Source organism: Stutzerimonas frequens (assembly GCF_024448335.1).
GTDB classification, from domain to species: Bacteria; Pseudomonadota; Gammaproteobacteria; order Pseudomonadales; family Pseudomonadaceae; genus Stutzerimonas; species Stutzerimonas frequens.
Genome location: NZ_JAMOHM010000013.1, coordinates 1 through 24,941, shown reverse-complemented (window position 1 = coordinate 24,941; position 24,941 = coordinate 1). Strand labels below are relative to the sequence as shown.

Here is a 24,941-nt window from a genome sequence, read left to right as displayed (position 1 = left end):
GGCCGGCGCGTCCGCCGGCCCGGTGGGTGATGTCACTTCAGATTGATGGTGGTGTTGACCGGGCCGCCGACCTCGTTTTCGTCGAACCAGCGCTCGGTGATGGTCTTGGTCTGGGTGTAGAACTGCACCACCTGCTTGCCGTAGGGGCCGAGGTCGCCGAGCTTGGAAGCGCGTGAGCCGGTGAAGGAGAACATCGGCACCGGCACCGGGATCGGTACGTTGATGCCCACCTGGCCCACGTCGATCTCTTCCTGGAAGTGCCGCGCCGCCGCGCCGGAGCGGGTGAAGATGGCGGTGCCGTTGCCGTTCGGGTTGGCGTTGATCAGCTCGATGGCTTCGTCCATGGTCGCCGCCGCCATGACGCAGAGGACCGGGCCGAAGATTTCTTCCTGATAGATGCTCATCTCACGGGTAACCCCGGAGAAGATCGTCGGGCCGACGAAGTTGCCCTTCTCGTAGCCGCTGACGCTCGGGTTACGGCCATCCAGTTCGAGCCTGGCTCCTTCCTGCACACCACGTTCGATCAGCCCGCTGACGCGATCCAGCGCCGCGCAGGAAACCAGCGGGCCGACATCGGTGCCAGCCTCGACACCGGCGTTGACCTTGAGGGTCTGCGCCTTGGCTACCAGATCGGGAATCCAGGCCTGCGCCTCACCCACCAGCACCACCACCGACAGCGCCATGCAGCGCTGGCCGGCCGCGCCGAAGGCGGCACCGGCGATGGCGTTGAGGGTCTGCTCCTTGTGCGCATCGGGCAGCACGATGGCGTGGTTCTTCGCGCCCATCATGCACTGCACGCGCTTGCCGGCCTGGCTGGCACGGTTGTAGACGTGGGTACCGACCTTGGTCGAGCCAACGAAGGACACCGCCTTGATATCCGGATGGTCGCAGATCGCGTTCACCACGTCCGGCCCGCCGTGCACCACGTTGAGTACACCCGGCGGCACGCCGGCTTCCAGCGCCAGTTCGCAGAGGCGCATGGTGACCATCGGGTCCTGTTCGGACGGCTTGAGGACGAAGGTATTGCCGGTGGCGATGGCCATCGGGAACATCCACAGCGGGATCATCGCCGGGAAGTTGAACGGGGTGATGCCGGCGCAGACGCCCAGCGGCTGCAGCAGGGTATAGGTATCGACGCCGGCGGCGACGTTGTTAGCCAGCTCGCCGAGCTGCAGGTTGCCGATACCGGCGGCGTGCTCGACCACTTCCAGGCCGCGGAACACGTCGCCCTCGGCATCGGCCAGGGTCTTGCCCTGTTCGGCGGTGAGGATCGCCGCCAGCTCCTTCATGTTTTCGCGAATCAGCTGCTGGTACTTGAGGAAGATCCGCGCCCGCGCGCCGATCGGTGTCTTGCGCCAGGTCTTGAAGGCTTTCTGGCCGCTGGCGACGGCGCGGTCGATTTCCTCGGCGGTCGCAAACGGCACGCGCGCCAGGACTTCCTGGGTCGCCGGGTTGACGACATCGCGCCAGTCCTGGGTGGTCGATTCGATAAATTCACCGTCGATCAGCAATTTGACGGTAGGAATGGAGCTGGACGTTGTCATAAGGCTCTCCGCCTGAGAAGGCACTGTTGTTGTTATGGCTCGCGGACGGCTGCGACCAGTTGCACCGAATGTAGCAATGCAAAAAACCACATTACAATGCGATCGACTGCAGAGTCGTTCTGCATAAATGCACAGGGGCTGATGGAGGCTTCAACCATGGACTGGGACAATCTGCGCTATTTCCTCGAGGTCGCCCGAGCGGGGCGGCTGACGACCGCAGCGCGCCGGCTCGCGGTCGACCACACAACTGTGTCCCGTCGTTTGCAGGCGCTGGAAAAAAGCATGGGCCTGCAGCTTTTCCTGCGCGAGCCGGGTGGCTACAAGCTCACCGAAGCCGGGCGCAACCTGCTGCCGCGAGTGGAAGCGATGGAAAGCGCCAGCGTGGCCATCGAACATTCGCTGCCGAGCATGGCCGATGGCCTTTCCGGGCAGGTGCGCATCGGCGCGACGGAGGGTTACGGCACGGTGATGCTCGCCGGCCAGCTCACTGGGCTCAGCCGGCGCTATCCGCATCTGAACATCGACCTGCTGGCACTGCCGCGCGCGGTGCGCCTGTCGCGTCACGAGGCGGACATCGTCATCACCCTGGAACGCCCGGAGCGCGGGCCGTTCATCATCACCCGGCTCACCGACTACGTGCTGCGACTGTATGCGTCGCCGGCGTATCTGGACGAACACCTGCCGATCCGCAGCCGCGAGGATCTGGCAGAGCACCGCTTCGTCAGCTACGTGGATGACCTGCTGTTCAGCAAGGAGCTGCTGTTTCTCGATGGGATCGCCGATCCCCGCTCGGTCGGCCTGCGCAGCACCAGCCTGCTGGCGCAGCAGGAAGCCGTGGCGATGGGGGCGGGGATCGCGATCCTGCCGGCGTTTTCCGCCGATGCCGATCCGCGGTTGCGACTGCTGCTGCCCGAGGAGGTCAGCTTCACCCGCACCTTCTGGATGCTGATGCCCATCGAGTTCAAGGACCTGGCGCGTATGCGCACGACCTGGGATTACCTGAAGGAGATGGCGCAGCAGAACCAGCACCGACTGCTGGGCCAGTAGTCATCGCTGGCCGAGCTGTCCAGAGAACCAGGACGGCGCTGCGAGAGCGCCGGGAGTTTTGCGCGCCAGCCGTGTGACGGCTGTGCGCAGGCGGCACATCATCGAAGCGCCGCCCGGTGAATCAGACGCGTGGCGTGGTGCGGCTTTCGTTGCCCATCGGCGAGCTGTCCGGGAGCGTTACGCTATCGCCCTGAAAGTCCGGGCTATGTACTTCCGAATCCATCGGCATATGGCTGTAGCGCTGGCTCGGCAACGCCGGCTTGCTTTCCATCTCGGCGAGCATGCGCTTGGCCTCGCAGCGTCCGCTGATGCCGCGCGCCAGCGCCATGCCGCCCATGGCCAGCTCCGCCAAGCCGATCAGCCCGCCCCGACGCAGTCCTTTGCCCATCATTACCAGCCCACCGGCAAGCGAGGCGGCGCGTTCCCAGCCGTGGACGTTCTGTGGGGCGGATTTGTCGAACAGTTGCTTCATCATCTGCGGCATCCTCGAAAGGCAAGTGGTTAATAGAGGACTGCGCCGCTGCGCTGGCGTTCCGGGCGTTCATCGCTGCCAGTGAATCAATGCCAGCTCCAGCGGCACAGACAGCCCCAGTTGGCTGCCAGGGACGACCCGCGCGGTGTAATCCGTCGCCGAGCGGTCGGCAGGCAAGTGGCCGTGGTAGCTGGCGAAAGCACCGTCGTGTTCGACGAGGGTGAGCGGATGGACCTCGGCGGGAGCTTCGCCCCGGCCTTCGGCATAGAGCTGCACGGCAATCTGTCGCGGTTCCAGGTGGCCGAGATGCAGACGGACATCGACCTGAAGCTGGCCGTTCTCGCAGGTCCACTGCACACCGCTGAAGGCCAGTTCATGCCAGTAGCTGCGCAGACAGGTGAGCTGGTGCGCCAGCTCGCTGGCCAGCGCCGAGCCTTCGGCGCAGCGACGGCGAAAGGTCGTCGCCATGGGCAGGTAGTAGCGTTCGGTGTATTCGCGCACGGTTCGGTCGGCGGAAAAGCGCTCGACCAGCGCGCTCATGCTGCGCCGCATGCGTTGCACCCAGGCGGTGGGCAGGCCTTCCGTGTCGCGGGCGTAAAAGCTGGGGATCACCTGAGTTTCCAGCAGCGCGTAGAGCTGTTCGGCGTCGACTGCGTCGTGTTCGGCTGGGTGTTCGAGGCCGTCACCCACGGCCCAGCCGAGGTCGGCGGCGTAGGCCTCGGCCCACCAGCCGTCGAGCTGCGACAGGTTCAGGCCGCCGTTAGCCAGCACCTTCATGCCGCTGGTGCCGCTTGCTTCCCATGGCCGCCGTGGCGTGTTCAGCCAGACATCGACGCCTTGCACCATGTGCCGGGCGATGCGCATGTCGTAGTCCTCGAGAAAGACCACACGACCGGCGATGTCCGGTCGTGCGGCGAAGCGTTGCCAGTCGGAGAGCAATGCCTGCCCGGCGCGGTCGGCCGGGTGCGCCTTGCCGGCCACCAGCAGCTGCACCGGATAAGTCGGATGGCAGAGGATGCGCGCCAACCGCTCGGGGTCCTGCAGCAACAGGTTGGGGCGCTTGTAGCTGGCGAAGCGGCGGGCGAAGCCGAGGGTCAGATGCTCCGGATGCAGGCGCGAACCGGCTACCTCGATTTCTGCCGGTGAAGCGCCGTGCACGGCCAGGCTGCGGGCCAGATGGCTGCGCACAAAGCCGAGCAGTTCGTTGCGAGCATGCTGGCGGATCTGCCACAGCCAGCGGTCGTCGACCCGGGCCAGCAGTTCGTCCACCGAGGACGCGTCGGTGCCGCGCCAGGGAATCTCGTCGCCGTGCAATTCGTACCAGTGTGCTTCGGCATCCGGCGATACCCAGGTCGGCAGGTGGATGCCATTGGTGACGTGCCCGACCGGTACCGCCTCGAGCGGCCAGCGCGGATACAGCTCACGGAAGATGTAGCGGCTGGTATGGCCGTGCAGCTGGCTGACGGCGTTGACCGCGCCGGCACCGCGCGTCGCCAGGTAGGCCATATTGAACGGCTCGCGCGTGTCCTGCGGCTGCTTGCGGCCCATGGCCAGCAGCGTCTGCATGGAAATGCCCAGTTCGTACTCGGCATAGCGTTCCAGGTACTGGCTCACCAGTTCCGGCGGGAAGCGATCGAACCCGGCTTCCACTGGCGTATGGGTGGTGAACAGGTTGCCGGCGCGCGTCGCATTGAGGGCCACGGCGAAGGAGACCCGCTCCCGGGCCATATGGCTGCGCGCGCGCTCCAGCACGGCGAAAGCGGCGTGACCGTCGTTCAGGTGCAGCACATCGGGCTGCAGGCCGGCGGCTTCCAGCAGGCGCCAGCCGCCGATGCCCAGCACCAGTTCCTGACGCAGGCGCATTTCGTTGTCGCCGCCATAGAGTTCGCTGGCGATCAGCCGCGCCATGGGTGGATTGGCGGGGTCATTGGTATCGAGCAGCAGCAGGCGATTGAGGCCGACCCGGGCCTGCCAGCCGCGCAGCCAGATCTGCAGACCCGGCAGCTGTATGGCCAGCCTCAGAGGCGCGCCGCTGGCGTCATGCAGCGGCTCGATGGGCATCTGCCGGGTGTCGTTGACTGGGTACAGCGCCTGCTGTCGGCCGTCCGGGCCGATGCTCTGGCGGAAGTAGCCGTGCTGCCAGAGCATGCCCACCGCGGTGACCGGCACGCCGAGGTCGCTGGCGGCCTTGAGCTGGTCCCCGGCGACGTTGCCGAGGCCGCCGGAGTAGATCGGCAAGGCTTCGCTGAGCATGTATTCCATGGAAAAGTAGGCGACTCGCGCGAGGCGTTCGCCGTACTGCTGGCTGGCGAACCAGGTCGGCTGCTCCAGCCGTGCCTGGCGCGCCTTGACGATGCCGTCCACCAGGCGGTGGCAGTCGACGCGGCGCAGCAGCGCCTCCAGCTTCTGCTCCGGCACGGTACTGAGGATCAGGCTGGGATTGCGGGTCAGCGCCCAGAGGTCGTTGTCGATCAGCTGCCAGAGGTCATCGTTCTGGCTGGTCCAGCGAATCGACTGGTCGAAAGCCAGTTCGCGCAGGGTGTCGGGTGTGAGGGCGGGGCGATCGGATGCAGGTGCCAAAGTGACCTCTCTTCTGAACCGGTGAGCGCTGTCTCGTCCAGCATAGGCTTTGCGCGTAGCGGGGTAACCCTCAGCGGCGTGGCCCGGCCTCGGGTTGTGGCACATCCTGCGATGTTGCCGGTTCTTCGGCTATGGTCTCGGCGGCCTGCCGCTGGTCATCACGATCAGCCTCTAGCCCTTGCTGCTCTTCAGTGCGCTTCGGGTCGTACTGCAGCTCGATGAACACCGGGAAATGATCGGAGCCGATGTCCGGCAGGCGCAGCAGACGGACGAAACGGAAGTGCGCACTGTGAAAGAAGTGGTCCAGCGGCCAGCGCAGGAACCAGTGATGGGCATGGAAGGTGTTGTACATGCCGCGGCCCACGCGTGGGTCCAGCAGCCCGCTGATCTTGCGGAACAGCCGGGTGGTCGGCGACCAGGCCACATCGTTGAGGTCGCCGGTCACGATGATCGGATCATCGCTGTGCTGGATGCTTCTGGCCACCACCAGCAGTTCCACGTCGCGCTCGGTGGATTCGTCGTTCTCGGTGGGGCTGGGCGGTGCCGGATGCAGAAAATGCATGCGCACCGCGAGGTTGTCGCTGACACGAACCCGAGCATGCATGGAGGGGACGTCGTCTTCCACCAGAAAGCACAGTTCCGGCTCTTCCAGCGGTAAACGTGAAAAGACATGCATGCCGTAGAGGTTGTCCAGCGGACAGCGGATGCTGTGCGGATACTCCTCGGCCAGCTGCTCCAGCTGCGTTTCCCACCACTGGTCCGACTCAAGGGTCACCAGCACGTCGGGGCGATACTCGCGAACCAGTGCCAGCAGCCGATCAGACTGCCGGTTCGGCCCCAGCACATTGGATGACATCACCCGAATGCGCGGCCCTGTGGCGTCCGCCTTGGCCCGGCGCACCTCGTTGCGCCAGGGGCGTGTGTAGGGTACGACCCAGGCCAGCTGGTAGATCAGGCAGGCTACGGTCACGGCCGTCATCAGGCCATGCCAGGGTTGGCCATAGTCCAGCCACAGCACCTGCGCGAGCAGCAGCAGCGCCAGTAGGGCGCCCAGTTGCAGACGTGGAAACTCCCAGACCCGTATCCACCAGACGCGGTACCGACAGAGCGGCAGCAGCGTGACGAGTGCCAGGAGGCCTGTACTGGCCAGCAAGATTCCTTCGAGCATGGCGTTCTCTTGGTGATCGATCAGTTCGGCGAACCGGCTTTGCACTCCTATGGGAGTGCAAGCGCCATGGCGTTCGACAGGCTGACAGGCGAAGCGTGCGGACGAGCGCGGGTTTGCATGTGCATCGGCGCGCTACGAGCTGCCGAGGGCTGAGCTGGTCGCCGGCGTTCCCCTGTGCGTCAGTGCTCGGCTGAAAGCATGCCGCTGGTCAGCGCCGGCAGATGCTCGGGCTGGCACAGGCTGTTCGCGCCTTGCAGGTACGGCTGCAGGATCGGCGCCATGCCCTTGAGCGTCTGTACCGGCAACGCCGAGGTAAAGCGGAAACTGTCGGCGGCGCGCCCCGGCACGTAGGCTGTCAGCGTGCCGAAGTGACGTGGCCCCAGGTAGAACACGAAGGTCGCGGTGCGGTTCAGCGCCAGCGAGCTGATCAGCCGTCCGCCGGCGCCGACGCTCTGGATGCGGTTGTCGCCGGTGCCGGTCTTCCCGCCGAGGCGCAGGGGAGTGCCATCGTCGGTGACGAAGGTGCCTTGCAGACGCCTCGCCGTTCCGCCTTCGACCACATTGGCCAGTGCGTCCTGCAGCGCGCGCGCCACTTCCACCGGCATCACCCGCTGACCGTTGCCGGCGACGAACCCCAGGCGTGTCTCGTAGGGCGTGCCCTGCGCGAAGTGCAGGTTGTCGATACGCACGCTGGGCAGGCGGACGCCGTCGTTGAGGATGATGCCCATCAGCTCGGCCAGCGCTGCCGGCCGGTCTCCGGAGCTGCCAAGCGCGGTGGCCAGCGATGGCACCAGGTTGTCGAACGGATAGCCCAGGCGCTGCCAGCGGCGATGGATATCGGTGAAGGCTTCCACTTCCAGCATGATGCGGATGCGGCTATCGCGTGCGCTCTTGTGTCGGCTGCGGAACAGCCAGCCGTAGACTTCCTGGCGTTCGGCGCGGCTGTTGGTGACCACGTCGGACAGCGTCGCCTGCGGGTTGGCGATCAGGTAGCCGAGCAGCCACAGGTCGAGCGGGTGGGTGCGGGCGATATAGGCCTGATCGGGCAGGCTGTAGGCGCCTGGGCCATAGCGCGTGTAGAGCTCATCCAGCTTCTTGTCGCTGAGATCGGCATCCGGCAGGTGCTGCTTGAGGAAGTGATCGAATACTTCGCGCTCGGCGTCCGGCATCAGGTAGCGATGCACGGCGGCCAGGCGTACGGGCGTCGGGCGCATGCCCTGAAGGAAGGTTTCGATCCGCTCGTTGGTGCTCTTGTTGCGGTACTTCTTCCAGAAGCGCTGCAGGAACACCGAGCCCTCGCGGTCGGCGAAACGGGTCAGGTATTCCTGGCGGCGCGGGTCCTTGTCGTCTTTCAGCAGCTCGGCGCTGTTGATGGTCTCGTAAGTGCTGTAGCTGACTAGATCGCGCATCAGGCGCACGAACGGCAGATTGATCGACTCTCGCAGCGATTCGCGCACCGTGGGAATACGGCCGTCGTCCTCGCGGCGGAAGTTGCCGAAACGGTGCATGCCGGCGCCGGTGAAGAAGCGCTCGGCCGGGCTCGCCGAGTAGCGGCGCTCCAGCGCTGCATCGAGCATGCGGTCCAGGCTGCGATCACTGTTGGTTGCCAGGTAGTCGATGGCCCAGCGACTGAGATTGGCACGCGCATCGATCTTGCGCAGTTCGCTCGGGCTGAGCTCGGAATAGCGCTGGTGCAGCTCGGCGATGACTTCCAGGTAGGTAGTCAGTACCCGCAGCTTGGCGGTCGAGCCCAGCTCCAGCTTGCTGCCTTCGTTGATGTCGAACGGCTGGTGGGTGTTGTCGGTCTGCACGCGCACGCGGAACCCTTCATCGCCGCGCTCGAACAAGGTGAAGCTGTAGCGCACATCAGCGGTCTTTTCCGGCGAGAGCATGCGATCGCCAAACAGGCCGACCGATTCGGCGAAGGCAGGATCGGCCAGGCGCACCAGGTATTCGCTGATCTGCCGCTGCAGGTCGCCCTGCAGCGGCGTGCTCGCCGTGAGGTCCAGCCGGTCGAGGTCGTACAGCGGCAGACTGAGCAGGCCGGCCAGGCGCATGCGCGCAACGGTGATCCCCTTGGTCGCCTCGACAGGACGAATCGCCTCCTCACGGCTGGGGTTGTCGGCCACCACCCGCTGGGCAAGTGCCGCATCGCGCAGTGCCGGGTCGACGATGCCGCCATTGGCCAGCAGGCGGATGTGGCTGTCGGTCAAATCAGCCATCTCCTCGCGACCGGCACCCAGGTAATACGACGGCCGGCGTTGGGCGATCAGCAGCGAGAGCACCTGGCGCAGGGCGAGACCGCGGGCCTGCGGATCGACCACGCTGACGGCACGCGGATCGAGCAGGCGGTTGACCTCGCGGAAGTCGGCGCCGAACCACAGCCGCAGGCCGTCGGCGATGCCGTGCACCTCGCCGTGCCCCGGCGCGGCGGAAAGCGGCACGCTGTTGAGGTAGTCACGCACGATGCGCTGGCGGGTGGCGAGCGTCTGCGGCCCCTCCCGGTAGGTCCGGATGCTGGCCGAGATCATCTGCCGGATCTTTTCTTGCGGGTCACCGGTGCGCCCTTCGGGGGAGTGCCGGTACTTTTCCACCTGAGTGGCCAGGGTGCTGCCGCCCGCCGCCTGGCCGCCGAGGCCCAGGCGTTTTTCCAGCTGGCTGATGGCCGCCTTGGTGAAGCGCGGCCAGTCCACCGCCGGGTTGGCGTTCGGCCGGCTGGCGTCCAGCAGCCCGCGGTCCTCGATGAACAGCAGGCTCATCACCACCAGCGGCGGAATGTCTTCGAAGCGCTCGTAGTACTGGCGCGGATAGCTGTTGGTATAGAGCGGTACGCCACGACAGTCGTTGATCGTCAGTCCGGCCTGGGATTGCTCAGGGTAGGGCGGGAAAAAACCGCGGCTGGTGTAATCCAGCAGCGCGCGCGAGAAGCGGGCTTGCTCCTCGATGCGGAAATTGCGCTGCACCAGGCGCTCGATGAAGTGCGGCAGGTCGACGTAACCCAGCCGGCGATCGAAGGGGCCATCCGTCGGAAACTGGATACGGGCGCTGGGCCCGGGTCGCACGCTGTAATCCAGATCGGCTGCGTAGCGACTTAGCCAATGGGATTGCCAACGAGAGCTTTCCAGCTCCTGCCAGCCGAGATAGCCGCCGCCGGCCAGCAGAAAACCCCCGACAACCAGCGCCAGCCGCCGTGCTGTCTTGCGGCGGGATTTGGCTGAGTTACGGGATGAGGCCGGTGAGGGGGCGCGCTGATAACGCCCATCCTGGGATGTCTTGTCGGACCGCCATACTGCGCCCATGTGTGCCTGGCTTCCTAGCAGTGTCTGAGCAAAGCATAGTCGGCGCGTGGGGCTTAAGCGATGGCGGTTTGACGAACGGAGCGGCTCAAGAATGCGCCCCGGGCAGCTTGCGATTGCCTGCCGCCGCAATCGCTCGCTACCGTAGCGCGGTCAACAACGCGACCGATGGATACCGGACGATGGCGCAACGCACATGAGCGACAAGGACTGGGTCAGGCGCCCGCACGAACCGGGACGGTTTGAGCGGCTGGAAGCCTATTTCGCCGGTTATGGGTTCGCTCCTCACCGGCACGATACCTATGCCATCGGCTGTACGCTGGCGGGCGTACATCGCTTCAATTACCGCAACTGTTCGCGCTACAGCCTGCCGGGCGACACCATCGTGTTGCACCCCGATGAACTGCATGACGGCGAGGCCGGCAGCGAGGCCGGTTTCCGCTACCGCATCGTCTACATCGAGCCCGCGCTGCTGCAGGGCGCGCTGGGCGGCCAGGCTCTGCCGTTCATCAACGAAGGCGTGTCCCGCGATCCGCGCATGCAACGGGCCGTCCGCAGCCTGCTGCAGAGCTTCGACAGGCCACTCGACAGGCTGGAGGAGCAGGATGCGCTATATGACGTTGCTCAGGCCCTGGCAGCAGTCTCCGGTGCCAAAGGCCGGCGCCGCAGTGTGGATTACCGTGCGGCCGAACGAGCCCGGGATTACATCCACGAACTCCTGACCCAGCCCATCAGCCTCGATGAACTGGAACGGGTGTCGGGCCGCGGCCGCTGGAGCCTGTCGCGGGATTTCCGCGCGCTGTATGGCACCAGCCCCTACCGCTATCTGACGCTGCGGCGACTCGACCGCGTGCGCCATCTGCTGCTTGGCGGAAGTGTGCCCAGCGATGCTGCGCTGATCGCCGGGTTCTCCGATCAGAGCCATGTGACCCGTCAGTTCAAGCAGGCCTACGGCCTTTCGCCTGGGCATTGGCTACGGCTGATACGCCGCGCCTGAGCCGCTTGGCTGCACGATCGTGCAAGACGCCAGCGGGTGGCGGCGCCGAGACTGGGCGAAACAGGTGCTGAACAGTGGGGATTGCGGATGACAGAAGCAGCGGATGCATTCGACCGGCCTCAGGGCGGGCCTGCGGCTCGACTGCCGGCACTGAGACGGGCGCTACCGGTCGCGCTGTCGGTCATGCCGGTAAGCATGCTATTCGGCGTGCTGGCAGCGCGTTCCGATTGGTCGATGCTGGAGATACTGCTCGTCGGTCTGCTCGGTTTCACTGGCAGTGGCCAGTTCGCCGCATTGCCGCTTAGCGAGCATGGCGCGGATTTTCTCACGCTGTTGCTCGTCACGGCCTCTATCAATAGTCGCTATCTGCCCATGGCACTCAGCACCGTCGATCGCCTGCCGGACGGCGCATTCAAACGCGCCTGTTGCGCGCATATGCTCGGCGACGAGGCCTATGCCAGCGAGCGTGATGACGATTCGCCCGGCGTGGTGCTGCGCATTCGCCTGGTCATTTTTCTTGTCTGGGTGCTGGCGGGTGTACTTGGCGCTGCGCTCGGCGAGGTGCTGTCCGACAGCTGGCTCGGCGACGATCTGAACCTCGCGTTTCCGGCAAGTGCTGTGCTGCTGTATCTGGCCGCGTCACAGCTCAAGAACCGGATCGGCTCGTTGCAAGATGATTGGCGGGTGACGCTCATGCGAGTTGGGCTTGCTGCTGCTGGAGCGAGCGGATTGATCCTGCTGCTGGGGCCGGTGTATTTCTGGGGGGCGGGCGTTCTGCTGGCGACCTGGCTGCTGGGCAGGAGCCGCGGATGAACGATGCGGCTCTGGTCACCCTTGCGGCGCTGGCGGTCACCAGCATGCTGGTGCGCGTCGTGCCGGCATTCGTCCGCTTCCCGCTGAGCGCACGAGGGATACACCTGGTCGGGCAGGTGATGCCAATGGCTGTGTTCCTCAACCTCGCCGTGTACGTCGTGTATAGCGAGATCAGCCATTCGCCCATCGCAGGCGGGCCGGCATTGATGGCCGTCGCGGTGCTCGCCCTGCATGGTCGGGTTGGGCTAACAGGCAGCACGCTGCTCGCGGCTGCCCTCTACTACCTGCTTGGCACTTACCTGGCCTGACCCGCTCAGAACCAGCGGTCGTTGCGTTTGCGGCCGCGGGTCAGCGACGGCAGGATCAGCCCAACCAGCAACCCGGCACCGGCGATGCTGCCGCCATAGATCATGTACTGCATGAGCATCTGCTTGTTCTCGTCACCGAGACGGGCCTGGGTAGCGCGCAGTTCGGACTGGGTTTCGGTCAGAGACGCTTCGAGCGCGGCGCGGCGGGCTTCGAGCTCGTCGATCAGCGCCTTGCGCGAATCGAGGGTCTCCTGCATGCCCTGTACCCGCAGTTGCCAGCTGTCATCGATGGTCTTGAGCTCTTCGCTCAGCTCAGCCACTTGTTGCTCGAGCTGCGGTAGGCGTTCGGCCTGGCCCGGGACTTCCTGCAACTCGCTGCTGGGAATCCAGACGGTTGAGCCCGACTCCGAGCGGACCTGGCTGTAGTCGCCCTGGGTGCTGATCAGTTCGACCTTTTGCCCGGAGGTCAGCGTACCGACGATGCGGTAGCCATCGGTTGGACCGCTACGTACATAGGTGTTCAGGCTGTCGCTGACCCAGCGTGTGTTGTCGGTGGGCTCTTGGGAATGGGCCGGCCCGGCGACCAGCATGGCGCCGAATAGGCCGGCGCCGATCCACTTGCACGACCGGGAGGAGGTAAGGCGGGAAAGCAGGGCAGAAGGATGAAGAGATATGGGCATGAAGGATTCGCGATATTGAAATAAGAGTAAGTCCCGGGGCGGGGCACTGAGGTTGGCTGCACCTGGCCCTTTGGGGCGCTGTCGATACCGGACGACAGGCACGTTGGACACAGCCGGCGGGGCGGCGACCCTAGTCGGGAGCCCGAGACACAAGGCGCGGAAATCGAGCGCGCAGTCGCCGCTCCGTATGGCGCATCAGCTGAATGACAGCCGTTGCGGCGAAAAGTTCGCGCGCGCTGCGCCAGTCGATGAGCGGCTTTCGGCGATATCGGATGTGCAAAACCTGGCCTTTTTTGCTTTGATTGCCGCCACATTATGGGTAGCGGTTCGCCCTTGATCATGGATATCGACGAGGGGAACACTTCTGGAAAATCTTACCCGCGAGGAGCTCGTAGCTGAGGTGGTGCGCTTGCGCGCCAAGCTGAATGACAGCACCACCGATGATTCCGAAATGCGCTATCGCCTGGCAGCCAAGGCCACCCGTGATGCCGTCTGGGATTGGGATCTCGAGTCGGATCATGTGCTCTGGAATGAGGCGCTGGAACAGGCCTATGGGTATCCGCTGGCGTTTGTCGACACGTCCGGCCAATGGTGGCTGGAGCAGATCCACCCGGCGGATCGTGAGCGGATCAGGCGATCGATCCACGCGATCATCGACGGCGGTGGCACGACCTGGACCGACGAGTATCGTTTTCAGCGCCTGGATGGGACATACGCGGAGATCCTCGATCGCGGCCATGTGATTCGTACGGCACAGGGCCGGGCGGTGCGCATGATTGGCGCAATGCTCGATCTGACCCGCGTACGTGCCGCCGAAGCGGCGTTGCGCCAGAGCGAAGAGCGTTTCAGCGCGATACTGCAGACCATCGAAGCGGCCTTTGCCATCGTTCAGGTCAAGTTCGACGCCGATGACCGCCCCGTGGACTACCGCTTCGTCGAGGTCAACCCGGCTTTCGAACGCCAGACAGGCGTCGATCTGCGCGGCAAATGGGTCACCGAGATCGCGCCGGAGCTGGAGCAGTTCTGGTTCGAAGCCTATGGCCATGTCGCCAAGACCGGTGAGCCGGCCAACTTCGAAAGCTACGCGCGAGCGTTCGAGCGCTGGTTCGACGTGCGGGCAGTCCGGGTCGGCGATCCCAGCGAGCGCCGGATCGCCATCCTTTTCAACGACGTTACCGAGCGGCGGGATGCCGAGAATCGTCTGCGCATCAGCGAAGCGCTGGCACGCGAGAATGTCCAGCGCGTCCAGCTGGCGTTGGCGGCTGGGGCGATCATTGGCACCTGGAACTGGGACCTGCAGACGGACCAGTTCACCGTCGATGACGGTTTTGCTCGCGCCTTCGGCCTCGATCCTAGGCTTGGCCGCGAAGGGCTCGGCCTGGAACAGATCATCACGACGGTCCATCCGGAAGACAGAGCGGGGCTGCTCGCCGCAATCGACGAGGCTATTGCCCGCGGTGGGGCCTACGCACACCAATACCGAGTACGTCGCGCCGATGGTCGTTACTACTGGATCGAGGCCAATGGCCGTGTCGATCATGGCCCGGACGGCACTGCGCTGAGCTTTCCGGGCGTGCTCATCGATGTCGAGGACCGACGCTCCATCGAGGCCGAGCGTGACCGTGCCACTGCAGCACTGCGAGCGCTGAACGACACCCTTGAGCAGCGCGTCGCCGAACGGACGGCCGAGTTGATCCACGCCGAGGAAAAGCTGCGCCAGTCGCAGAAGATGGAGGCGGTGGGGCAGCTGACTGGCGGTCTGGCGCATGACTTCAACAACCTGCTGGCCGGCATCAGCGGCGCGTTGGAGCTGATGAGCATGCGGATCGCCCAGGGCCGGCTGAACGATATCGACAAGTACATGCTGGCGGCTCAGGGCGCGGCCAAGCGTGCCGCGGCGCTGACCCACCGGCTGCTGGCGTTCTCCCGGCGGCAGACTCTGGATCCGCGGCCGCTTGACGTGAGTGTCCTGGTGGATGGCATGACCGAGCTGATCCAGCGCACGGTGGGCCCGAGCATCCTCGTCGAGACCATCAGCGCTCCCTTTCTCTGGCCCGTGTCGGTGGATGCCAGCCAGCTGGAGAACGCCATTCTCAATCTCTGCATCAACTCGCGTGACGCCATGCCAGACGGCGGACGCATCACCATCGAGACGGCCAATCGCTGGCTCGGGCCGGACGCTGCGCAGGCGCAAGAGCTGCCCGCCGGGCAATACCTCTCGCTGTCGGTGAGCGATACCGGCACGGGAATGACGCCGGGTGTGATGGCCAAGGCGTTCGATCCGTTCTTTACCACCAAGCCGATCGGTGAAGGCACGGGGCTCGGGCTTTCGATGATCTACGGTTTCGCCAAACAGTCGGGGGGGCAGGTACGTGTCAGCTCGGAAGTGGGCCAAGGCACCTCGATGACCATCTACCTGCCGCGCTATCACGGTCAGGCAGGCGCCGCTGCCGCTACCCCGGACCGCAGCGGCGCGACCCTGGCCGGAGCCTGTGCGACCATCCTGATCGTCGACGACGAACCGACTGTACGCCTGCTGCTGACCGATGTGCTTGGCGATCTCGGCTACACATTGATCGAGGCGGCGGACAGCCTTGCTGGGCTGAAGCTGCTGCAGTCGGATGTTGCGATCGATCTGCTGATCACCGATGTCGGGTTGCCGGGCGGAATGAACGGGCGGCAGATGGCCGACGCTGGAAGGCAGGTCCGGCCAGGTCTCAAGACGCTGTTCATCACCGGCTATGCGGAAAGCGCAGCCCTGGGCAACAGCTCGCTTGGAGAGGGCATGCAGGTACTGACCAAGCCGTTCGCGATAGAGATCCTCGCCGCTCGTGTACTGGAACTGCTCAGCAGCTAAGGCCGGGGCGGCCCAGGATGATTTCTCGGCGGTGTTGAATATCCACGGCAATGCGCCTAGCCACTCGCCCTGCTTTCCAGGGCCGCCGATTCCGATGGCTCTAACCTCTCGGTTCCGTCGGTGTGGATCGAATGAAATCACTGTTGCATCCGGGGCGGGCTGTCGCGCTCGTATTCCTGTTCGCCATCCTCTGTGGTACCGCCCTCCTGTCCCTGCCGGCCGCTCACGTGCAGAGCGAGCCGGTACCCTGGGTTACTGCATTGTTCACTGCTGTCTCGGCGGTCTGCGTGACCGGCCTGGTGGTGGTCGACACCGGCACCTACTGGTCGACCTTCGGCCAGGTGGTGATCATGGTGCTGTTCCAGCTCGGTGGTTTCGGCATGATGACCCTGGCGACCTTGCTGGGCTTGCTGGTCAACCGTTCGTTCCGCTTGCGGGCCAAGCTGATCGCGCAGGCCGAGTCCCATGTACTGGGTCTGGGCGACATCAGCAGCGTGGCGAAACTGGTGCTGGTCGTCACGCTGCTGATGGAGCTGGCGGTCATGCTGCTGCTGACCCTGCGGCTGCATCTGTCGTACGGGCTTGGCTGGGGCGAGGCCGCCTGGAGCGGCCTGTTCCATGCCGTATCGGCGTTCAATAACGCGGGATTCTCCATTCATGGCGATGGCCTTGTGCGCTACGCCACCGATGAATTCATTCTGCTGACGATCATGTGCGCCATCGTCATCGGCGGCATCGGCTTTCCGGTTCTCAACGATCTGCGCCGCAGGTGGTCGGACCCGCGTCACTGGTCGCTGCACACCAAGCTGACGCTGTCCGGGACGGCGGTGCTGCTGGTGGGCGGCTTCATGGCGGTGCTGCTGTTCGAGTGGTCCAACCCGGGTACGCTCGGGCCCATGGCCTGGGCCGACAAGCTTCTTTCGGCAGCCTTCGTTTCGGTCTCGGCGCGTGCGGCCGGTTTCAATGCGCTCGATATCGGCGCGCTGACCCATGAGAGCTGGGCGCTGCACTATTTCCTGATGTTCATCGGTGGCGGCAGTGCCGGTACTGCCGGTGGGGTGAAGGTCGGAACCGTGGCCATCCTGGCGCTGCTGGTGATCGCCGAGATCCGCGGCAGGGCCGACACCGAAGCGTTCGGCCGCCGGGTCGGCAGTTCGGCCCAGCGCCAGGCGATCACCGTGCTGGTGCTGGGGAGCGCCATGGTCGTGCTCGGTACGCTGGTCATCCTGCGTGACACCGACATTCCCACCGATCAGGTGATCTTCGAAGTCATTTCCGCATTCGGCACCGTCGGCCTGTCCACCGGTATCACCGCCGATCTGCCGGAGACCAGCCAGCTGATGCCGACGCTGCTCATGTACGTCGGCCGGGTCGGCACCATCACCCTGGCCGCCTCGCTCGCGCTGGGCGAGCACCGCATGCCTTACCGCTATCCGGAGGAGCACCCAATTGTTGGCTAAATTGTTGTTTTCAGAGCAATTTTCGTTCTCCAAAGGCGACAGTGTGGTGGTCATCGGGTTGGGGCGATTCGGCAGCTCGGTGGCGCGCTCACTGACGCGCCTGGGGCACGACGTGATGGGCATCGATCAGGCCGCCGAGCCCGTGCATGCCTGGGCCGATCTGCTGACCCATGCGGTGCAGGCCGATTCCGCCAATGTCATGGCGCTGCGGCAGCTCGGCGTCGCCGATTTCCCCCACGCCATCGTCGGTATCGGCTCGGACATGGCGGCGAGCCTGATGACCATCATGGCGTTGACCGAACTGGGCATCAAAGACATCTGGGTCAAGGCGCTGACCACCGAGCATGGACAGATCGCGACGCGGATCGGTGCGCATCATGTGGTCTATCCCGAGGCGGACATGGGCGAGCGGGTTGCCCATCTGATCTCCGGGCGGATGATGGATTTCATCGAGTTTGACGACGGCTTCGCCATCGCCAAGATCCATGCGCCCGAGCGCATCCACAACAGCACCCTGGCTGCGGCTGGGGTGCGCGAAAAATTCGGCGTGACTGTCGTCGGCCTCAAGCGGGCCAACCAGGACTTCCAGCACGCGACGCCCAGCACCCAGGTGCTGCCGGGCGATCTGCTGATCGTCTCGGGGCCGACCCATGACATCCAGCGTTTCGCTGGCCAGGGGCGCAAGGGAAGCTGAAGCTAGTCTCCGTTAGTGCGGTGGTCCGGAGGCGACTACGCTTCTTGGGCGGCCGAGCCTCGACCGTGCGCGCGCTGCCCCTGAGCGGCGCTTTCGGTACTGACGGAGGAGACAGAAGGTGAACTCATTAACTGGGGGCTGCCTGTGCGGCAACGTGCGCATCGTGACGGCGGGGCAGCCCTATCGAGTCGGCATCTGTCATTGCCTGGACTGCCGTAAGCATCATGGCGCGCTGTTCTACGCCGCTGCGGTGTTCCCGCAGGATGCGGTGACCGTCGAGGGTGAGACGGCCGAATACGCCGGACGGTACTTCTGCCCCCGCTGTGGCTCATCGGTTTTTTCCCGCTTCGCCGATGAGATCGAGGTACACCTAGGCGCACTGGATGCGCCCGACCAGCTGACGCCAACGTACGAATGCTGGACCGTGCGCCGCGAAGGCTGGCTGCCGGCGTTTCCCCTCAACCGGCGCTACCCGCACGATCGCGACGACTCCAGCCGCTTCGAATGAGCGTCATTGCCCGCTGGCGATCAGCGGCTGCTCGGTCTTCTGCGTGTTCGGCAGCACGCGAATCGCGATGAATTTCGAAGTCGGCGTGTGGCTGCGCTCGCCAAAGCTCTCCAGCGGCACCAGCGGATTGGTTTCCGGGTAGTAGGCGGCGGCCTGGCCGAGCGGAGTGTCGTACGCGAGCAGGGTGAAACCGCGCACGCGGCGCTCGATGCCGTCGTCCCAGAGCGAGAGCAGATCGACCTGCTGGCCGGCTTCCAGGCCCAGCCGCTGGATGTCGACTGGATTGACGAACACCACATCGCGCATGCCTTTCACCCCACGATAGCGATCATCCAGACCATAGAGCGTGGTGTTGTACTGATCGTGGGAGCGCAGCGTCTGCAGGATCAGGTCGGCCTCCACGCCGTCATGGCGGGCCTGTTCGGGCAGCAGATCGGCCGGCAACGGGTGCGCCTTGAACTCGGCGCGACCGCTGGCGGTGTTCCATTCGCGCCGGGCAGCGGCATTGCCCAGGTAAAAGCCGCCAGGGCGATGCAGGCGGTGGTCGAAGCCGGTGAAACCGGGAATGGTGGCGGCGATCAGCTCGCGAATACGGCTGTAGTCCTCCACCAGCCAGAGCCAGTCCACCGGGTGTTTGCCCAACGTGGCGGCGGCGATGCCGGCGACGATGGCCGGCTCCGAACGCATTTCGGCGGACGCGGGCTCGAGCTGGCCGCGCGAGGCGTGGATCATGCTGAACGAGTCTTCCACGGTGACCGCCTGCGGGCCGCAGGCCTGGCGGTCGATGTCGGTGCGACCGAGGCAAGGCAGGATCAGCGCGTCACGGCCCATGGTCAGGTGGCTGCGGTTGAGCTTGGTGCTGATCTGTACGGTCAGCGCGCAGTTGCGCAGCGCCTGCTGCGTACGCGGGGTGTCCGGCGTGGCCTGGGCGAAGTTGCCGCCCAGACCGATGAATACCTTGACCTGCCCGGCGAGCATGGCCTGGATGCATTCCACGGTGTTGTAGCCGGGCTGGCGTGGCATCGGCAGGTCGAACTGGCGCTGCAGTGCATCGAGCAGCGCAAGCGGCGGCCGCTCGTTGATGCCCATGGTGCGGTCGCCCTGCACGTTGCTGTGGCCGCGCACCGGGCAGGCGCCAGCGCCGGGCTTGCCGATGTTGCCGCGTAGGAGCAGCAGGTTGGCGATTTCCTGGATGGTCGCCACCGAGTGACGGTGCTGGGTAATGCCCATCGCCCAGCAGACGATGGCCCTGTCGGCGTTGCGGTAGATCGCGGCGGCGTGGCGAATGGTCTCGCGGTCGAGCCCCGACTGCTGCTCGATCAGCGCCCAGGGCGTGGCTTCGATCTCGGCCAGATAGGCGTCCAGCCCGCGGCTGTGCTCAGCCAGAAACGCGTGATCGAACACCGCCGGCGCGCCGCTGGCCTGGGCTTCCTGCTCCCATTGCAGCAGGTACTTGGCGATACCGCGCAGCACCGCCAGATCGCCGCCGAGATTGGGTCGCAGGTAGGCGCTGTGAGTCGGCGCGTCCTGGTTGGCGAGCATCTCGATGGGCTTCTGCGGGTGCTGGAAGCGTTCCAGGCCGCGCTCGCGCAATGGATTGAAGCAGACCACCTGAGCGCCGCGCTCCACAGCCTGACGCAATGGTTCGAGCATGCGCGGGTGATTGGTGCCGGGGTTCTGCCCGAGAACGAAGATCGCATCGGCGTGAGCGAAATCCTCCAGCGTCACCGTGCCCTTGCCGACGCCGATGGATTCGCTCAGGGCGACGCCGCTGGCCTCGTGGCACATGTTCGAGCAGTCGGGAAAGTTGTTGGTGCCGAAGCTGCGACCGAACAGCTGGTAGAGATAGGCCGCTTCGTTGCTGGCCCGGCCGGACGTGTAGAAAGCTGCCTGGTGCGGGCTGTCCAGGCCGTTCAAGTGTCGTGCGATCAGCGCAAAGGCATCGTCCCAGCTGATCGGCTGATAGCGGTCGCTGGCGGCGTCGTAACGGACCGGTTCACTCAGGCGGCCCTGGTATTCGAGCCAGTAATCGCTCTGCTGGCGTAACTGGCTGACGCTGTGGCGGGCGAAGAAGGCGGCGTCCACGCGACGCCGAGTCGCTTCCCAGTTCACTGCCTTGGCGCCGTTCTCGCAGAACTTCACCGCGCCGGCTTCCGGCGAGTCACCCCAGGCACAGCCAGGGCAATCGAAGCCGCCGTTCTGGTTGGTGCGCAGCATGGCGCGGATGTTCTTCAGCGCGTTGCCACTGCCGAGCCAGGCGCTGGCCACGCTGCGCAGCGCGCCCCAGCCGCCTGCCGGGCCGGCGTAGGGCTGGAAACGGGTGGCGGGATGGAAGCGGGACGTGCGGCTCATGGGTGGCATCCGTTCTGTTCGGGCAGCGCGGGCGCCGGGCTGTAGACCCGCGGCGCGCTGTGGTGGGGCAAGTGAATGAGGTTTAGGTGGTGCCGACGCGCCCACTCGACGGTCAGATGGGTCGGCGCGGACAGACTGACCAGGGTGCCGATACCGGCACGCACGGCCTTGTGGATCAGCTCCAGGCTGCAGCGGCTGGTGACCACGACGAAGCCTTCGCTTGGCGTACGGCGCTGCAGCATCAGCGCACCGATCAGCTTGTCCAGGGCGTTGTGCCGGCCGATGTCCTCGCGGCACAGGGCGATCTCTCCGTTGCCGTCGATATACAGTGCCGCGTGCAGTGCGCCGCTATCGCGGGCCAGCAGCTGGGCGTCGGCGATGCGCTGGCGTAGATCGTGGAAATGCCCTTCGGGCGGCAGCTCGATTGGCGAAAGTGGTGCGAGCTGCGGCAATGCCTGCTCCAGCGCCTGCACACCGCACAGGCCACAACCGCTGTGGCCGGCCAATTGCCGCCGTTGTTGCTTGATGTGCCAGAACGCCCGCGGGCTTACCTGTACTTCGGCATGCTGCGCGCTGCCATCGCCCCGCAAACGCAGATCGCGTAGATCATCGATGCGCTCGATCAAGCCGGCGCTCAGGCTGAAGCCGATAACGAAGTCTTCCAGGTCCAGCGGCGTCACCATCATCACGGCCTGATTGAGGCCGTTGTAGCTGATGGCCAGGGCGCATTCGTCAGCCAAGGGGGCCGCGCCGAGATCCGGAGCATTGGCGCTTGGGGCGTTGAGGGTGGCGTATTGCATGGCGATGGCCTGCGACAGGTCGACGCAGGGAGCCTAGGAGCGCAGGGATGGATCGTCCAATCGCTATGTTCGATAGGGTGATCGAGCGTATCGATCGCCCGTCAGGAGATGGCAGGTCTTTGCCGCTGTAACAGCTCGCGCGCTTCGTTGAAACAGGCTTCGCCCAGCGCGGATCGCGGTGAGCCGCGACGCAGGATCAGCCCCAGCGGCGCGAGGGTACTGGCGTTCTCGATGGGCGTCAGGGTCAGTCGGCTGTCCAGTGCTTCGAGGCCGCTATCCAGCGGCATGATTGCGCAACACAGTCCGGCCTCTACGGCCTGCAGCAGATGGTGCACAGCATCGGTCTGCAGCCGCGGTGCCAGGCTCAGGCCACGGCTACGCAGCGCATGGTCGATGGACTGGCGAAAGTGCATGCCGCCGGTCAAAAGACCGAGCGGAAGATCGGCCAGGGCATCCCAGCGCAGCGATGGCGCGTCGAAGCGAAAATGGCGCTCGTCATGCAACAGCCCCATGCGGGTTTCGCCGAGCGGCAGGCTGGTGAAGTGCGCGTCATCCAGCCGCTCCAGATAGGACAGGCCCAGGTCCAGCAGATTGCGATTGAGCCGTTCGAGAATCTGATCGCTGCTCAACGCGAACAGCTCGAAGCGCAGGTTCGGGTGGCGCTCGCCGAAGGCCTGCACCAGTTGCATCGGGTCGAAACCGGCCAGCGGCACCACGCCCAGGCGCAAGGTGCCGACCAGCTGACCACGGCAGGAGGCGGCTTCTGCCAGCAGGCCGTCCTGTGCGGCGAGCAGGCTGCGCGCCCAGGCCAGGATGCGTTCGCCTTCGGCGGTGAAGCCTTCGAAGCGCTGGCTGCGGATCACCAGTTGCAGGCCGAGCTCTTCTTCGAGACCGCGCAGGCGCATCGACAGCGTCGGCTGGGTGACATGGCAGCGCGCCGCGGCCTGACCGAAATGACGCGTTTCATCCAGCGCCACGAGAAACTTCAGCTGCTTGATATCCATGCCCGCTCGCCTCGAAGGTAGTGCGGGCGGCACCTTAGCACGCCGTCAGGGGGCGTCGAACAGCGGCTGCAGCCCGCTGGGCACCACGCCGGTCCAGCGCTTGAAGGCGCGGCGGAAGTTGGTGGTGTCGTTGAAGCCGAGGTGCCGCGCCACGGCCTCGTTGCCGAGGCCGCGGGCCTGATAGAGGTAGAGCGCGACGTGCGTGCGCACCAGATCGAGCTGTTCCTGGAAGTGCGTGCCGTGCTTGGCCAGCTTGCGCTTGAGCGTCGCCGGACTCATGGCGAACGCCAGCGCGACGCGCTCCAGGTTCAGCGGCTCGCGGATGTTGTCATGCAGATACTGGTAGAACGCATCGAGAAACGCACAGGGGCCTTCCAGCGCATCGATCTGCTGCTGGCTGGCCTGCTGCGCGACCTGGCCTACCGTGGCCGAAGCATCCGGCCAGGGCTGATGCAGGTACTCGCGAGGCAGGCTGAGCAGGGTCAGGTGGCGGTCGAACTGCAGCGCGTCACCCAGGTGCACCCAGTACTGCTCGACATGGCGCGGTTGCGGGTAGGCAAACTGGAAGCGCCAGGGCAGGCGCAGGCCGCTGCCGCGCTTGCACAGCGCGACGATGGCGGTCAGGTGCGCTTCGATGAGAAACCGTTGGTGGCGGCCGGCGCTGCCATTGTCCAGCCAATAGATGTGCAGCTGCTGCTCGTCCAGCAGCAGCCTTGGCGCCAGCAGCGGGCAGAGCAGGGCGCGGAACTGGCTAAGCCGCTCCAGCGCCTGTTCGAGGTTGCCGGCGTTGGCCAAGGCAAGGCTGACATCGCCGTAATGCCCGGGCAGCAAGCGCTGGCCGAACAGAAAGCTGCTGTCCGCAGCACCCAACAAGCGTTCGGTGTTGCCGATGAGCGTCAGCAGCTGCTCCGGGCTGACGCGGGCACGACCGCTGGCGACGTCCTCGTAGAACAGCCCGCTGCCGCGCAGCAGCGCATGGCTGTCGATACCGCGCGAGAGCGCCAGGTCGAGCAACACCGCCGGCTGGTGGTGCGCGGCGATGAAGCGGGTGTCCCATTCATACCAGCGTGACGGGCTTTCCATGGTCGCCTCAGGCGCAGCGTGGCAGTGACTGCTTGGCCTTGGCCAAACCGAGGTTGAGGCGTTTGAGCAACTGCTCGGCATCGTCGTCGAAGGCCATCACCACCGCGGTGCTGGCACGCAGATGCAGGCGCTCGCCGTGCTGGCGGGTCTTGTGCGCGAGGCTGGCCACGGCGGTCTGCAACTCCTCGGCGAGCTGCCGCGCCTGTTGCTCGGCGGTATCGGGCAGCAGCACGACGAAGCGATCCCCGGCGAGGCGGCAGAGCAGGTCCTGATGGCGCAGGTTGAGCACCAGTAACTGCGCCACGGCCTGCAGCACCAGGTCACCCTCGGCCTGGCCGTAACGCTGGTTGACCCGACTGAACTCGTCGAGGTCCACCGCCAGCAGCGACAGCGGCCTTTGCTCGTCGGCAGCCTGGCGCAGTGCCTGATCCAGCTGCCGCCGCAGGTATTCGGCGGTGCCGAGCGGGGTCAGGTTGTCGAACAGCCGATGCTCGCGGAAGAGCCGCTCGCGTTTGTGCATCTGCGCGTTGATGGCGCGCTGTTCCTGGTTCAGGTGGTAGATGCCGAAGGTCAGCAGCAACAGACCCACCGGCATGGGCGCGGTTTCCAGCCAGTTATCCCAGGCGATGCCGGCGGGGATCTGGATGAACTCGTCGAGCAGGTCCATCCACCAGGAAAAGCAGATGCAGGCCAGCCCCAGCGCCAGCAGCCGCGTCACCCGGCCGGCCGGGCGGCTGTGCAGCAGCATGATCAGCCAGGCGAGGGCGAGGGCTGCGCAACCACCTTCGCCGACGACGTCCATCCAGTCGATCTCGCCCCAGGATTTGACCGTGCCGACGGCGAGCAGCAGCTGCAGACCGACGTTGGCGGCCAGGGCGAGGCCGAGGAGGGTGAGGGTGTGGAGTTTGAGCAGGGATTTCATCGGGTCTCCGTGGCGAGGGATCGCGCCAATGCGTGAGGGCACGGAAACAGATGGATGTGACGGTTGGATGAATGGGGTGGGGGTTGAATTGGCTCAGGGTTTTTTTGGTTTGGTTGATTTGCTGGGTGAGATTAGGGATGTGGTTTGCCCTGCTGGATTTGGATCAGTTCTGGACGAGGGGCTTGCTGGCATCGAGTCGATGCCGATTGCCGAGTTGCCTGGCGATTCAGGTTTCGCCCTGCTGGGCGAGTTCCTTTTGGCAGTCGCCCGGATGGCCGGCCCCCCAAAAGGAACCAAAAGGTCTTGCCCCACCATCCGGGTCTCGCTGCGCTCGACTCCCCTCGTTCCATCGCTGC

At 65.4% G+C, this 24,941-nt stretch carries 20 protein-coding genes; 9 read left to right on the top strand and 11 right to left on the bottom strand.

The features are described from left to right. Positions 1-32 precede the first annotated feature (32 nt). Positions 33-1,544, bottom strand: a complete 1,512-nt coding sequence (locus NAO55_RS16625) for a CoA-acylating methylmalonate-semialdehyde dehydrogenase (RefSeq protein ID WP_102841248.1) — start codon at positions 1,542-1,544, stop codon at positions 33-35. Positions 1,545-1,700: 156 nt separating this feature from the next. On the opposite strand from NAO55_RS16625, the gene NAO55_RS16620 reads away from it, so the two are divergent. Continuing rightward, positions 1,701-2,591, top strand: a complete 891-nt coding sequence (locus NAO55_RS16620; RefSeq protein ID WP_102841247.1) for a LysR family transcriptional regulator — start codon at positions 1,701-1,703, stop codon at positions 2,589-2,591. 121 nt (positions 2,592-2,712) lie between these two features. Here NAO55_RS16620 and NAO55_RS16615 read toward each other — a convergent pair whose 3' ends face one another. The 4 genes from NAO55_RS16615 to NAO55_RS16600 form a co-directional block, all read right to left on the bottom strand. After that, on the bottom strand, positions 2,713-3,066 hold the full coding sequence (locus NAO55_RS16615; protein WP_102841246.1) for a YgaP family membrane protein: 354 nt from the start codon (positions 3,064-3,066) through the stop codon (positions 2,713-2,715). 66 nt (positions 3,067-3,132) lie between these two features. Continuing rightward, the gene (glgP, locus tag NAO55_RS16610; RefSeq protein WP_102841245.1) at positions 3,133-5,643 is read right to left on the bottom strand and encodes an alpha-glucan family phosphorylase; all 2,511 of its coding nucleotides are present in this window, start codon (positions 5,641-5,643) and stop codon (positions 3,133-3,135) included. 70 nt (positions 5,644-5,713) lie between these two features. Further along, complete coding sequence (locus NAO55_RS16605; RefSeq protein ID WP_102841445.1) at positions 5,714-6,811, bottom strand: endonuclease/exonuclease/phosphatase family protein; 1,098 nt, start codon at positions 6,809-6,811, stop codon at positions 5,714-5,716. A 179-nt stretch (positions 6,812-6,990) separates the two neighbouring features. Continuing rightward, positions 6,991-10,110 carry a transglycosylase domain-containing protein gene (locus tag NAO55_RS16600; protein ID WP_232244549.1) on the bottom strand — a complete coding sequence of 1,040 codons (3,120 nt, stop codon included), beginning with the start codon at positions 10,108-10,110 and terminating at the stop codon, positions 6,991-6,993. A gap of 193 nt (positions 10,111-10,303) precedes the next feature. Here NAO55_RS16600 and NAO55_RS16595 point away from each other — a divergent pair, with 193 nt between their 5' ends. The 3 genes from NAO55_RS16595 (at position 10,304) to NAO55_RS16585 (ending at position 12,225) form a co-directional block, all read left to right on the top strand. Further along, positions 10,304-11,104 (top strand): AraC family transcriptional regulator, encoded by an 801-nt coding sequence (locus NAO55_RS16595; protein WP_102841244.1) that lies wholly within the window; start codon positions 10,304-10,306, stop codon positions 11,102-11,104. 195 nt (positions 11,105-11,299) lie between these two features. Continuing rightward, positions 11,300-11,917: an AzlC family ABC transporter permease gene (locus tag NAO55_RS16590; RefSeq protein ID WP_232244596.1), complete on the top strand. Its 618-nt coding sequence runs from the start codon at positions 11,300-11,302 to the stop codon at positions 11,915-11,917. After that, a complete protein-coding gene (locus NAO55_RS16585) occupies positions 11,914-12,225 on the top strand; it encodes a hypothetical protein (protein ID WP_102841242.1) in 312 nt (103 codons plus the stop codon). The genes NAO55_RS16590 and NAO55_RS16585 overlap by 4 nt, the downstream gene beginning before the upstream one ends. A gap of 5 nt (positions 12,226-12,230) precedes the next feature. On the opposite strand, the gene NAO55_RS16580 is transcribed toward NAO55_RS16585, so the two are convergent. Beyond that, on the bottom strand, positions 12,231-12,905 hold the full coding sequence (locus tag NAO55_RS16580; protein WP_102841241.1) for a TIGR04211 family SH3 domain-containing protein: 675 nt from the start codon (positions 12,903-12,905) through the stop codon (positions 12,231-12,233). Between the two features lie 451 nt (positions 12,906-13,356). Between NAO55_RS16580 and NAO55_RS16575 the strand changes: the two genes are divergently transcribed. From NAO55_RS16575 to NAO55_RS16560, 4 genes are all read left to right on the top strand, one after another. After that, entirely contained in the window at positions 13,357-15,762 is a 2,406-nt protein-coding gene (locus tag NAO55_RS16575; RefSeq protein ID WP_102841443.1) for a PAS domain-containing protein, read from the top strand. Positions 15,763-15,893: 131 nt separating this feature from the next. Then, complete coding sequence (locus NAO55_RS16570; RefSeq protein ID WP_102841240.1) at positions 15,894-17,222, top strand: TrkH family potassium uptake protein; 1,329 nt, start codon at positions 15,894-15,896, stop codon at positions 17,220-17,222. Beyond that, positions 17,212-17,916, top strand: coding sequence for a potassium channel family protein (locus NAO55_RS16565; RefSeq protein ID WP_102841239.1), 705 nt, complete (start codon positions 17,212-17,214; stop codon positions 17,914-17,916). Before NAO55_RS16570 ends, NAO55_RS16565 begins: the two co-directional genes overlap by 11 nt. A gap of 118 nt (positions 17,917-18,034) precedes the next feature. After that, positions 18,035-18,424: a GFA family protein gene (locus NAO55_RS16560; protein WP_102841238.1), complete on the top strand. Its 390-nt coding sequence runs from the start codon at positions 18,035-18,037 to the stop codon at positions 18,422-18,424. Between the two features lie 3 nt (positions 18,425-18,427). Here the strand turns inward: NAO55_RS16560 and NAO55_RS16555 are convergent, their stop codons facing one another. The 5 genes from NAO55_RS16555 to NAO55_RS16535 form a co-directional block, all read right to left on the bottom strand. Then, complete coding sequence (locus NAO55_RS16555) at positions 18,428-20,776, bottom strand: FdhF/YdeP family oxidoreductase (RefSeq protein ID WP_102841237.1); 2,349 nt, start codon at positions 20,774-20,776, stop codon at positions 18,428-18,430. Then, on the bottom strand, positions 20,773-21,576 hold the full coding sequence (fdhD, locus tag NAO55_RS16550) for a formate dehydrogenase accessory sulfurtransferase FdhD (RefSeq protein WP_102841236.1): 804 nt from the start codon (positions 21,574-21,576) through the stop codon (positions 20,773-20,775). Before fdhD ends, NAO55_RS16555 begins: the two co-directional genes overlap by 4 nt. Before the next feature lie 101 nt (positions 21,577-21,677). Next, positions 21,678-22,580 (bottom strand): LysR family transcriptional regulator, encoded by a 903-nt coding sequence (locus tag NAO55_RS16545; protein ID WP_102841235.1) that lies wholly within the window; start codon positions 22,578-22,580, stop codon positions 21,678-21,680. 45 nt (positions 22,581-22,625) lie between these two features. After that, positions 22,626-23,663, bottom strand: a complete 1,038-nt coding sequence (locus tag NAO55_RS16540; protein ID WP_102841234.1) for an AraC family transcriptional regulator — start codon at positions 23,661-23,663, stop codon at positions 22,626-22,628. Positions 23,664-23,670: 7 nt separating this feature from the next. After that, the gene (locus tag NAO55_RS16535) at positions 23,671-24,585 is read right to left on the bottom strand and encodes a GGDEF domain-containing protein (protein WP_102841233.1); all 915 of its coding nucleotides are present in this window, start codon (positions 24,583-24,585) and stop codon (positions 23,671-23,673) included. Positions 24,586-24,613: 28 nt separating this feature from the next. On the opposite strand from NAO55_RS16535, the gene NAO55_RS16530 reads away from it, so the two are divergent. Then, positions 24,614-24,941 (top strand): hypothetical protein (locus NAO55_RS16530; RefSeq protein WP_256070246.1); only part of this gene is annotated, 328 nt, incomplete at its 3' end.

Coding starts and splice junctions, on each gene's coding strand:
- NAO55_RS16625 (WP_102841248.1), bottom strand. CDS start 1,544: ATGACAACGTCCAGCTCCATTCCTACCGTCAAATTGCTGATCGACGGT.
- NAO55_RS16620 (WP_102841247.1), top strand. CDS start 1,701: ATGGACTGGGACAATCTGCGCTATTTCCTCGAGGTCGCCCGAGCGGGG.
- NAO55_RS16615 (WP_102841246.1), bottom strand. CDS start 3,066: ATGATGAAGCAACTGTTCGACAAATCCGCCCCACAGAACGTCCACGGC.
- NAO55_RS16605 (WP_102841445.1), bottom strand. CDS start 6,811: ATGCTCGAAGGAATCTTGCTGGCCAGTACAGGCCTCCTGGCACTCGTC.
- NAO55_RS16600 (WP_232244549.1), bottom strand. CDS start 10,110: ATGGGCGCAGTATGGCGGTCCGACAAGACATCCCAGGATGGGCGTTAT.
- NAO55_RS16595 (WP_102841244.1), top strand. CDS start 10,304: ATGAGCGACAAGGACTGGGTCAGGCGCCCGCACGAACCGGGACGGTTT.
- NAO55_RS16590 (WP_232244596.1), top strand. CDS start 11,300: ATGCTATTCGGCGTGCTGGCAGCGCGTTCCGATTGGTCGATGCTGGAG.
- NAO55_RS16585 (WP_102841242.1), top strand. CDS start 11,914: ATGAACGATGCGGCTCTGGTCACCCTTGCGGCGCTGGCGGTCACCAGC.
- NAO55_RS16580 (WP_102841241.1), bottom strand. CDS start 12,905: ATGCCCATATCTCTTCATCCTTCTGCCCTGCTTTCCCGCCTTACCTCC.
- NAO55_RS16575 (WP_102841443.1), top strand. CDS start 13,357: ATGCGCTATCGCCTGGCAGCCAAGGCCACCCGTGATGCCGTCTGGGAT.
- NAO55_RS16570 (WP_102841240.1), top strand. CDS start 15,894: ATGAAATCACTGTTGCATCCGGGGCGGGCTGTCGCGCTCGTATTCCTG.
- NAO55_RS16555 (WP_102841237.1), bottom strand. CDS start 20,776: ATGAGCCGCACGTCCCGCTTCCATCCCGCCACCCGTTTCCAGCCCTAC.
- fdhD (WP_102841236.1), bottom strand. CDS start 21,576: ATGCAATACGCCACCCTCAACGCCCCAAGCGCCAATGCTCCGGATCTC.
- NAO55_RS16545 (WP_102841235.1), bottom strand. CDS start 22,580: ATGGATATCAAGCAGCTGAAGTTTCTCGTGGCGCTGGATGAAACGCGT.
- NAO55_RS16540 (WP_102841234.1), bottom strand. CDS start 23,663: ATGGAAAGCCCGTCACGCTGGTATGAATGGGACACCCGCTTCATCGCC.
- NAO55_RS16535 (WP_102841233.1), bottom strand. CDS start 24,585: ATGAAATCCCTGCTCAAACTCCACACCCTCACCCTCCTCGGCCTCGCC.